Source organism: bacterium (assembly GCA_024224155.1).
Taxonomy (GTDB): domain Bacteria; phylum Acidobacteriota; class Thermoanaerobaculia; order Multivoradales; family JAHEKO01; genus CALZIK01.
The window spans coordinates 1-700 of sequence record JAAENP010000163.1 but is presented as its reverse complement, the minus strand read 5'-3'; the positions used below and the strand labels follow the sequence as shown (position 1 = coordinate 700).

1 protein-coding gene is annotated in these 700 nt (G+C 63.6%); it reads left to right on the top strand.

Annotated features, from left to right (window positions below; translation table 11 throughout):
• A partial coding sequence (locus GY769_09930) for a hypothetical protein (protein MCP4202242.1) occupies positions 1-700 on the top strand: 700 nt, incomplete at both ends.

Below are 700 nucleotides of genomic sequence, written 5' to 3'. Positions count from 1 at the left end.
GCCTGCCACCAGCACTTCCTGGCGGATGTTGGCAAGGACCTACTCGAGACCTCCCATGCCCAACTGCGCGGCCTGTTCCGCTCGACCAAGGTGCGCCCGAAGCTTCGGACCCTGGTCCGGGACCTCGGGCGCAAGCTCGGCCCGTCCATCGAGGAGGCCCGCAAATCGGTCCGCCAGTGGCAGTCGATGGCCGAGTGCGGGCACGGTATCAAGTCGGGAAACCAGGGTCTGGCCATCGTGCGCGCCGTCGCGCAGTGGACCCTGGACTACAAAGCTCAGGCCAGCGGCCTCGACTACCCTTTCGACCGGCCCTATCTGGATCTGTACGAGCGGTGCTCAACCGCCCTGCGAGCGACCGATGCTTTTTTACGAACCCCGCCTGAGGACAAGAAGGTGAAAAACGCCCTCGAACGACTCCATCGGTATCTTGCGCCGGTGGATTGCGAGGTGCCTTTTCGCCAGACCACCGAGCGGTTGCGCCGCCGTGCGGCCTTGTTCGACGAGCTGCGAGGGGTGCTGCGCTTGGCGGCGATACCCCAAAAGGACGAGACGGAGCAGGACCTTAATCGGATGCGAGAGAGGCTTGATGAACTGGTCACCTCGCTCAAGAAACGCCGACCCGAACGCGGACCTGCCCGGGATATTCGCGAGGCCATTGACGTCATCTTAACGCACATCGACGTCCATGGCGCCAACCTCT